Source organism: Spirochaetota bacterium, assembly GCA_035477215.1.
Taxonomy (GTDB): Bacteria; Spirochaetota; UBA4802; order UBA4802; family UBA5368; genus MVZN01.
In genome coordinates, this window is record DATIKU010000032.1 from 61,987 (window position 1) to 71,915 (window position 9,929).

General features: G+C 55.3%; 9 protein-coding genes. 5 read left to right on the plus strand and 4 right to left on the minus strand.

Features of this window, described 5'->3' with window-relative positions:
• Positions 1-2: 2 nt before the first annotated feature.
• A complete protein-coding gene (locus tag VLM75_07465) occupies positions 3-743 on the minus strand; it encodes a FadR/GntR family transcriptional regulator (GenBank protein ID HSV96757.1) in 741 nt (246 codons plus the stop codon).
• 346 nt (positions 744-1,089) lie between these two features.
• Between VLM75_07465 and VLM75_07470 the strand changes: the two genes are divergently transcribed.
• Complete coding sequence (locus VLM75_07470) at positions 1,090-2,313, plus strand: outer membrane protein transport protein (GenBank protein ID HSV96758.1); 1,224 nt, start codon at positions 1,090-1,092, stop codon at positions 2,311-2,313.
• Positions 2,314-2,455: 142 nt separating this feature from the next.
• Here the strand turns inward: VLM75_07470 and VLM75_07475 are convergent, their stop codons facing one another.
• Positions 2,456-3,064, minus strand: a complete 609-nt coding sequence (locus VLM75_07475) for a hypothetical protein (protein HSV96759.1) — start codon at positions 3,062-3,064, stop codon at positions 2,456-2,458.
• 371 nt (positions 3,065-3,435) lie between these two features.
• Positions 3,436-4,032 carry a TetR/AcrR family transcriptional regulator gene (locus VLM75_07480; protein HSV96760.1) on the minus strand — a complete coding sequence of 199 codons (597 nt, stop codon included), beginning with the start codon at positions 4,030-4,032 and terminating at the stop codon, positions 3,436-3,438.
• Positions 4,033-4,271: 239 nt separating this feature from the next.
• Here VLM75_07480 and ald point away from each other — a divergent pair, with 239 nt between their 5' ends.
• The 4 genes from ald to VLM75_07500 all read left to right on the plus strand — a co-directional run bounded on the left by ald (position 4,272) and on the right by VLM75_07500 (position 9,038).
• The gene (gene ald / locus VLM75_07485) at positions 4,272-5,360 is read left to right on the plus strand and encodes an alanine dehydrogenase (protein HSV96761.1); all 1,089 of its coding nucleotides are present in this window, start codon (positions 4,272-4,274) and stop codon (positions 5,358-5,360) included.
• Between the two features lie 47 nt (positions 5,361-5,407).
• A complete protein-coding gene (locus VLM75_07490) occupies positions 5,408-6,808 on the plus strand; it encodes an aminotransferase class III-fold pyridoxal phosphate-dependent enzyme (GenBank protein HSV96762.1) in 1,401 nt (466 codons plus the stop codon).
• A gap of 122 nt (positions 6,809-6,930) precedes the next feature.
• Positions 6,931-8,061, plus strand: a complete 1,131-nt coding sequence (locus VLM75_07495; protein HSV96763.1) for an aminotransferase class III-fold pyridoxal phosphate-dependent enzyme — start codon at positions 6,931-6,933, stop codon at positions 8,059-8,061.
• Between the two features lie 56 nt (positions 8,062-8,117).
• Positions 8,118-9,038, plus strand: coding sequence for an amidohydrolase family protein (locus VLM75_07500; GenBank protein HSV96764.1), 921 nt, complete (start codon positions 8,118-8,120; stop codon positions 9,036-9,038).
• Between the two features lie 532 nt (positions 9,039-9,570).
• Here VLM75_07500 and VLM75_07505 read toward each other — a convergent pair.
• On the minus strand, positions 9,571-9,929 hold a 359-nt coding region (locus VLM75_07505; GenBank protein ID HSV96765.1), incomplete at its 5' end, for a hypothetical protein.

Here is a 9,929-nt window from a genome sequence, read left to right on the forward strand (position 1 = left end):
GCTTACCTCCTTTTCGCGCCTCGCGCGCCGTAATTCATTTTATAAAAAGCGAAAATTTTTTCCTCGGTATAGGTCAACACCTCGGTCATGATCTTCTGCGACCTGTCCGTCTGCTTCGCCGCGACGGCGCCGTATATGTCGCGGTGAAAGCGCGCCGAGCGACGCCGGTTCTCGGGATCGCTGAAATACAGGTAGCCGTGGTCGCGGAAGAACTGGTTGAAGAAATTCAGAATGAAGATGTATAGTAAATTTCCGCTGGCGCGGGCGAGCAGGTGATGCACGCCGAGGTCGCGCTCGAGCATGTCCTTCTCGCCCTCGGCTAAGGCGATGGATTTGAGCTCCCCGAGCTGCTCGTCGGTGCGGTTCGCGGCCGCCCGGGCCGCCATCTCCGGCACAATGATTTTCCGGATGGCGAGCGTGTCGGCAAGAATGCCGGGATCGAAGACCTCGTCCAGGTACACGATCGCCTTGAAGAGCTCGAGGTTGCCGCTCTCGAGATAGTTCTTCACATAGATGCCATCGCCGTGGCGGATCTCGACAAGGCCCATCACCTCGAGCTTTTTAAGCGCCTCACGGAGCGTCGCCCGGTTCACCTGGAGGTTCGCCGCAATCTCGCGCTCGGCGGGAAGCCGCTCGCCGGGCCTGAAGCGTCCCTCGACGATCCGGCCGATCATCTGGCTTACAATCTCCTCGTGAAGGCGGCTTCGCGTAACCGGATCGAGTTTTTTGGCGGCGATCGTCATGGCATTCCTCCTACTTATTGGTCGAGTGGTCCGACCAATAACCAGAATAGCGCCATACATTAAAACAGTCAATTATTAAATACACTGTTATCGCTTTTACTGATTTTGATCATACGCCGTTTCCAGCATCACGACCGGAACAATCGGTTAGAAAATAGATCTGTTATATATTTAGAATATTATAATATAATTGTATTATAAAATTCTTGACAACCCGGAACCCCCTTGTATGTTAGCATTAAAGTATATACTAATATATTGGAGCTCTTGCGCTGCAGCCGGGATAGGGCTGGCTTTCGCTCGAAGTTGCGTGACAGCTCCGATTGATACCTTCACAGGAGGCAGCATGACGATACAACGTGTGCAGGGCATTGTGCTCGGAGCCCTGTTGATGCTCAACACCGAGGTGTTCGCGACAAATGGCATGCGGATGATCGGATTCGGTCCCGTGCAAAGATCCATGGGAGGAGTGAGTGTAGGCACCGCTCTCGACGCCGCGTCTCTGCTTACCAACCCGGCGGGAATGACCGACCTGAAAGCTCGAATTGACTTCGGCGCATCGTATTTTGCCCCAGCCGTGGAATACAATGCGACCGGGGCGGGTCCGGGAGTCATGGTCGGTGATGGAGTGACGGTCGAATCAGACAAGGGGTCCTCCCCGGTCCCCGCCTTCGGTCTAATTGTTCCGATCGGCGAAAACATAACTTTCGGCATCGGCGCATACGGCATATCGGGGATGGGTGTCGATTACGAGCGGAACCTGTACCAGAGCGTACTCTCGACCGGCTACAGCCAGATGCGCTTCGCCCCGGGAATCGCCTATAAGATCAACAACATGATATCCGTCGGCGCGGTTGTGAACATTATGTACGCCACCATGGAATTTTCTGCGGCCACTAACGGAACAGCCGCGGGTTTCCCGGCCGACCAGCAGGAACACATGAGCGCGGCCTCTTTCGGGTACGGAGGAACCATTGGAATCACCGTGAAACCGGTGGAAATGCTGAAAGTCGGCCTGGCGTATGAAACCAAGAGCCTGTTCCAGGATTTTGCATTCAATACGGACACGGGACGCGACAAGCTTGAATTCAACCAGCCCCGGAACATTACATTAGGCGTGGCCGTGATGCCCGTCAACGGGTTGATTCTGGCCGTCGATGTCCAGTGGATACAGTGGTCCGATACAAACGGCAAAGACCTTCCCGAATACACCGAGAACACAGGTGCGATGGCGTGGAATCTTAACTGGGACGATCAGATCGTTTACAAGCTGGGCCTGCAGTACAGCGTCAACCCGATGTTCGATGTTCGCACGGGATTCAACTACGGCAAAATGCCGCTTGATAAAAACAGGGCATTCGAGAACGTAGCGTTTCCCGCCATCGCCGAATACCACTACACGGCCGGTTTCGGCGTTCATTTCAATAAGAATCTATCTTTGAATGCAGGCGGGATGTATTCGCCGGAGGCGAAAATATCCGGCAGCAATGCGGCCGGACAGTTCATAGCCTCATACGAGGCCAGAATGTCACAGTATTCACTTGATTTGGGTATAGCATACACATTTTGAAGGAAGTTTTCGCCTATTGAAGTGGCTACAAAGAGGGCGCTTAGAAGCGCCCTCTTTGTTTGCCGATGAAGGTGAGGCCTGTTCTTTAAAAACGACCGGAAGGAGCCTTCGGGCAGGCGCAGTCGTCAGGACGTGGCTTCCGTCATTTTCCGATTATATTGTTCGCGTTATCAGCCGCGTCCTTGTCGTACTGCGCCGGCGCCGCTTTGCCCACAAGCTTATAGGCCGATAGGGCGTAATTCTTCGCCGTGCGGCACAGGTCGATCGCGCCCTTGGGGTGCGGTGAATCAAGCGCGGTTCTGGCGTCTTTTAAATTCTGGCTCGCCAGCTGCATGTATTTTTCGACCTTCTTGTCGTCCACGTGGTCCACCAGGTCGACACCGACTGCGTCGACGAGCGTATCGGTCCGCTCCACGTATTTTTTCGCCAGGCTGTGGTATAGTACCGACTGTATCTTCAGGTATTCGTTGTAGACCCCGATGGCCTCCCGGTATTTCGTCTGGATAAATTTGACCTTGCCCAGTTTTATCTGTTTCTCCGCTTCCGCGAACGACGCGAGGTCCGCGGCGTCCCCGAAGTTTTTCGCCGGCACCTCGAGGGTCTTGATCTCCTTCTCGCAGCGCTCCCGCAGGTGTGTGGCGTCGGAGAGGTCGCTGGCGTCAAGCATTATCGGCGGGAAGATCATCATCAGCGCGGCGAAAACGACGATACATGTAAGTTTCGTACACGATATCCCATATTGTAATGGCATATGCCCTCCTCCGTTTATTAAAAGACTTGTCCATGGGAAAGTATGCGAGAATCCCCCACCCCTGCGGTAATAACCATTATTCCCGGGATTTCCGCCAAGTCTGCTGCTTTATTGATACTTATTTTGGGGATAATTACAAGTAGATAAAAATGGCCGCTGCCGGCATTCATCGATTCAAATTCGGGCCGCCTCCGGTGCGTTTCCACCCAATACGCGCCTGCACGTTTTTATGCCATCACCGAATTTTTGCAGCACCGAAGCTCGTCGCTCTTATAACGGCCGGGGCCTTCATTCGCATCGGGGGTATCGTCCGTATTTCCCACGATTGCCGCACTCCGCAATAAAACTCCGGCGAAGTCGGGTCCCGGCTCTTACTCGTCGATCTTGTCGATCACCCAGTTTTCGAACCATACGAGCAAATCCGTAGTCTTGAACTCCTTCTGCGGCATGATGACCGAAAAAAGCGCCATCCCCTCGAAAAAAACAATAAGTGCGCGGCTTACACGATAAACGGTCTCCTCCTTCTTCCCCATGTCCTTGAGTATGCCTGATACCGTGCGCACCCATTCCATATAGACTTTTTGGAGTTTGGCCCGTACTTTTTTATCATAACTGGCGATCTCCCATATCTCGATAAAGACGCGCGACAGATCCCTGTTCAGCGTGATTCGCTCGGTCATATAGCCGAGAATCTCTTCCAGAAAGCGACGCCCGTCCGCGGCTGGGACATCCAGTGTTTTAAACCATTCAGCATAGTGCGCCTTATAGCTGTCGATAACGTAGTCTATATACGTCAGCAGGATATCTTGCTTGCTCTCAAAATAGTAATGTAACACGCCGTGGTTGACGCCTGCCTCTTTTGCGATATGCTTGATGGATGTCCCGTGAAAGGGCCTGATCAGCAGACAACGATGCAGAGCATCGAGTATCTGGATACGCCGTTCTTCCTGGACGCGTTTTCTCGCCATGTTTAGTTTCTGCCTTATAATAACCGGACAATCCATGCGAATCGTCCTTCTTTGTGTGTGTTCACGCTTTCACAATTCCCTTCGGTCCCGCCGATAAGTCAAGTCCAATACGCTTTGAATCCGCCCTCCCGCCCGCCACCGCGCTATATATGTGGATAGCATACTCGCCGCGTAAAAGTATTGACAAGTTATGGCATTTATGTTAGTTAGTCGTACCACTAAACTTATGGAGCGCTGTTATGAAAATCGGCATTCCAAAGGAAATCAAGACGCGAGAATACCGGGTGGCGGCCACACCGGCCGGTGTGAGGGCCATGACCGGCCAGGGACACACGGTCTACGTGGAAAAAGGAGCCGGAACAGGCTCCGGTTTCGCGGACGATGAATACACCCGCTCGGGAGCGGCCATCCTCGACGCCCCCGAAGAGGTCTGGGACGCGGCGGACATGCTTATCAAGGTCAAGGAGCCCGTTGCTCCCGAATTCGACCGCATGCGCGAGGGCCAGGTGCTTTTTACCTACCTGCACCTCGCCGCTGATGAGGTCTTAACCCGCCGCCTGCTCGAACGCAAAATTATCGGTATCGCATACGAAACGGTCCAGTTGAAGGACCTTAGCCTGCCGTTGCTCGCGCCCATGAGCGAGGTGGCGGGAAGACTTTCGATACAAATGGGCTGTTCATGTCTTGAGGTGAAGAACGGCGGAAGAGGACTTCTGGTGTCGGGTGTGCCCGGAGTCAGCCCGGCCGAGGTCGTTATCCTGGGAGGAGGTATTTCGGGCATCAACGCAGCCCACCTCGCGGTAGGGATTGGAGCGCGCGTCACCATCATCGACGTGGACCTTAATCGCCTGCGCTACCTTGCGGACGTGTTCCACTCGAAAGCGACAACGCTCATGTCCAATCAGTCGAATATAGAGGAAAGTGTGGCCGCGGCCGACCTCGTCATCGGATCTGTGCTCATCCCCGGCGCGCGCGCCCCAAAACTCATAACGCGGAAGATGCTGGGCTCCATGAAATCCGGAGCGGCGTTCGTTGACATCTCCATCGACCAGGGGGGATGCGCCGAGACAAGCAGGCCGACGACACACGACGAGCCTATGTACATCGAGGAGAATGTTGTGCACTACTGCGTCGCCAACATGCCGGGCGCCGTACCGCGCACGTCAACCTGGGCGCTCACCAACGCCACCCTGCCCTACGCCCTCGCCATCGCCGCCAAGGGCTGGGAGAAGGCCCTCGCTGAAGACGATGCCCTGGCAAAAGGACTCAATGTACGCCGGGGCGACCTTACCTGCCGAAACGTTGCGGAGACCTTCGGCGTGAAGTAGGCCTGACCGGCGTTCGCCGGAATAAAAAATAAAGGCGGAGGAATTTCATGGCAAAGGGATTGTCAAACAAGAAAAACCGGGCTGAAAAAAGCCGCATCCTCGAGCTTTTCGGCAAACACATCTCCCATGGCCAGGTGCGGTACCTTCGCTGTGCCCACCTGGACATGCAGGAGGAGCGCAGGGCCGGAATAAAGTTCGTGGACAAGGAGTCGGGCCGCACGATCATCGACGCCTTCACCTCGGCCGGTTGCTTCAACGTGGGAAGGGGCAATCCCGCGATTATCGCCGCTCTCGAGGAATCGCTCGAAAAGTATGACATGGGGAGCTTCGGCCTGTTGTCGCGGCCCAAGATCGAGTTCGCGCGTAAACTGGTCTCTCTCTGCCCGGGCGACCTCAACCGCATGGTCTTCGCGGGCAGCGGGGCCGACGCGATCGATGGCGCGCTAAAGCTCGCCCTCGGCGCTACGGGAAGGAAAGAGGTGATCTCGATGATCAAGGCCTATCACGGGCACTCGGGTTTCAGCCTCTCCGCGAACGGCAAGGAGTACTACAAACACCTGTTCGAACCGCTCATACCGGGATTCAGGTTCGCGCCCTTCGGAGACCTCCAGACGGCGGAAAAGCTGGCCTCTCGAAACACGGCCGCGGTGATCATCGAACCCGTTCAGGGCGAGGGGGGCATCCATGTCGGTAGCGACGAATACCTGAAAGGTCTCCGGACCCTGTGTGACAGGCTCGGTATAATGCTGATATTCGACGAGATTCAGACCGGCCTCGGCCGGACCGGAAGGCTCTGGGGAAGCGAGCATTCAGGAGTGATCCCCGATATCATGGTGGTCGCCAAATCCATCAGCGGTGGGCTCTATCCGAACGCCGCGATCGTCTATCGCGACATCGAGCTACTGACGAAATTCATCGAGGCCCATCCCGACTTCCATCCAACCTCCGGAGGCTGCTCGGACCTCGGATGCAGCGTTTCGTCGAAGGTGCTCGATTATCTGATGGAAAACAGGATTTGGGAAAACGCCGCCAGGACCGGCGCCCGTTTCAAGGCCGGGCTTGAAGCCATCACCCGCGAGAATCCGAAGATCGTGAAGGAGGTGCGCGGCAGGGGGCTCATGATCGGCGTGGAATACAAGTACGAATTCATCGGCGCCCTCATTGCGGACTGCCTTGCCAAGGAGGGAATCTGGGCGGCCTATTCGGGCAACGCCCCGCAGGTGATGCGCTTCCAGATACCAACCATCGCCACCGACGGAGATATCGACGAGATACTTCTGAAGATGAGAAGGGCGGTTAAGGCGATGAAACCCTATCTTGTATTAATGATGCCGCTGGCCCGAATACCGTTGCTCAGAAAGGTTTTCGACAACCTGAAGGTACAGATAGTGGCTTTCAACCTGGTCCGCGACCTCGAAGAAGTATTAAAACCAATCGGTGGGAGGTGATCGGTATGGGAACAACGACAACTGGTGTCGTCAATACTAAAAGCGCCGCACTATTGGAGGAGGCTCAAAAAGTCTTGTCCCCGGGACTGATTTTGCAATTGCAGTCCCATGGCGCGGCATTTATGGAAGGAGGCGGGGAGGGGAGTTTTCTCGTAGACGACGACGGGAATCGCTATCTCGACTGTTACGGCGGGGCCGGGACGTACAACCTCGGCAGGAGAAACCGGGAGATCATCGCCGAATTGAGAAGCGCGGCGCGTGAGATCGATCAGGGCAACTTCGTGATGCTCTCGGAGCAAAAGGCGATGCTCGGCCGGCGCCTGGATGAATTTCTCCCGGGAAACCTGGAATGCATGCTCCTCGGGGTGGTTCGGGGAGAGGGCGTGGATGCCGCCTGTAAGCTCGCACGGGGACGCACGGGACGAAAGAATATCATAACGGTGGACGGAGGCTGGTACGGCCAGACGGGTTTCGCGCTCACCCTCTCCGATCGCGGGGACAAACGGCTTTTCGGGGAGCTTATTCCCGAAGTGACGACGATTCCCTACGGCGATATCACCGCGGCCCGGAAAGCGATCAGCCGCAAGACAGCCGCCTTCGTCATTGAGCCGGTGCAGGCCGAAAATCACTGCCGCACCGCGGACTTTGGTTATTACAGGGAGATACGCCGCCTGTGCAGCAAAAAGGGGGCGATCCTCGTGTTTGACGAAACACAGACGGGGTTCGGCCGCACGGGGAAAAAGTTCGCCTACGAGCACTTCAATATCGTCCCTGACATCCTCGTCTTCGGTGAAGCGATAACCGGTGGCATTTTCCCCATGACGGGTATCGCCTTCACGCGCAAACTCAAATCCTTTTTTGACGCGCATCCGCTCATTCACCTGTGCACCTTCGGCGGGCACGACGTGGGCTGCCGTGTCGCGTGCGCGGCGATGGACGTCTACGAGCGGACCAAGCCCTGGCAGAACGCGCTCCTCGTCGGCGATATGCTCCGCAATCTTTTTCTTGATGTCGCACGGAAGTATCCCGAGGTAATCCGGTCGGTGAGCGGAACGGGGCTTTTACTCTCGTTATCGTTCGCCGACGAATCGAAGGCCAATCATTTCTGCATAACGGCGAAGAAGCATGGTCTCTTCGCCGTGCCGGGGCGGGTTGCGAAAAACAGCGTGGTACTAAGGCCCGCGCTGACGCTGGGCCTCGACGAGATGAAAAGTATAGGGCGGGCCGTTTCACAGACCGCGGGCGAGCTTTAGCGCGCCATCGATCGCGTCGGCCCGGTGCGCAAATCGGATACAAAGGAGGATTCCGAGTGATCATCGACGTTCACAGTCATCTGGGCGACATCCTCAATTACGATGGCGGCGGGCTGATCGACCGGAAGGGAGTGGCGAAGGAAAAGATGTTCGATATCATCTCAGTCAGCGAAAAAGGACTCATGCGTACCTACGGGCTCGGACCGGTCACTTTCAGGCTAACGCGGTACTGGGTGACCCGGGCCGAACGCGCACGAAACGCCACCGCCACGCTCGAGAACATGGCCCGCTCCCTCGATGAAGCGGGTGTGGACGCCGCCGTATGTCTGCCGATCGAGCCTTATGTCGGTTTCGACGATCTCGACGCCGCGAGGAAAAAGGACAAACGCGTCCTCCCCTTCACCAGCATCGACTTCTCTTCGACCGTCGACTTCCGGAAGAAACTGACCGGGGATGTGCACCGCGGCGCGCTGGGACTCAAGCTCCACCCGATCATCCAGAAGATCCCGCTCGACGACAGGCGCGTCATGGAGGCGCTCCAGTGCTTCGAACCTCTGAACAAGCCGGTGCTCACCCATGCGGGCATATCGTCCTATTATCTCGGAAACGACCGCTCGCGCAACATTCCCGAATACGGAAGTATACGTTACACCGAGGAGATGGTGCGGACCTTCCCGAAGATCAGGTTCATCATCGGCCACAGCGGGCTCTTCCAGTCGGCTGAGGTGATGAAGCGGCTGAGGGGATGCCGAAACATCTGGATGGACACAAGCTTTCAGTCCCCATTCATAATTCGAAAGCTCGTAAAGACCTTCGGCGAGGACAGGGTCATGTACGCCTCGGACTGGCCCTATGGCAACCGCGTCCCGGCACTGCGCGCCGTCCGGGTCGCCTGCCGCGGGGACGCGCGCCTTGAGGAGCGTATTCTCTCCATCAACGCGAAGGAAATACTGGGAATAAACACCCGCCCGGGATGAGATGCGGCGTATGGGGAAATCCGTGTGGTCGTCTATGAGCATAACGATACGCGCCGCTCCGATTTCCTCCTCACCCGCCTCACAATCGTACAGGACGATCAGGACGACCTCGTTTCGCGAATCGGGTTTGACTAACTTCTCTAAGTCTTTCTTGCCGAGGTCTTTAATTGTGCCGTGAAAACGCAGGTAGCCCGCCCTGGCTGAAAGTCAATGCGCGAACGCCTTCTCTCTTGCGGCATCGGCATTAGCGATATGGCGCAGCGTTGACTTCGCGCCATCGGCAAGGGGCCCATTTTCTGTCCTGAAAATCATTGGACTTGTTTCTTAACCGACTGAAAAAGTGCTATTAATTTTCACGATTGATTTGGTCATATAACTGGTTTCGTGCGGCATGGGCCGGGCCGCAGGCGTGTCTTTGAATATGCGTCTCGCACTCACATGGTACCCACGCAGGGGGGCTTTTTAAGGGGCTTCGCCCCTTAAACCCCAATTTAATCCATGAGATTTGCAACTACTCATATAATTGTATATTTCAATACGATACTCTTTTCGCCTCAATAATCTCAATTTGCCTCTTCACCGCCACCTGCCCATCCGTCAGCAAATTCAACCCCATGTCACGAACTTCTTTGCGAATTCTTAGTTTCACAGTTTCTTCCGCCATGTTCTTCGAAGAAGAGATTTCAGTGATATATTTTCGTTCCAATTCATAAAAACAATCAATGCTCTTCAGAGCGTTTAACAATTGATGAGTCCTCGTATCTAATTTTTCTTCAAGAGAAGAAATCTTTTCTTCTTTCTTTTTTACTCTCAAAGTAATTAAAGCCGTTAAAACAGATGCCGCTAGAGTACAACCACCGGTAACTAATGTCAGCAAAACAGCGTTATCCA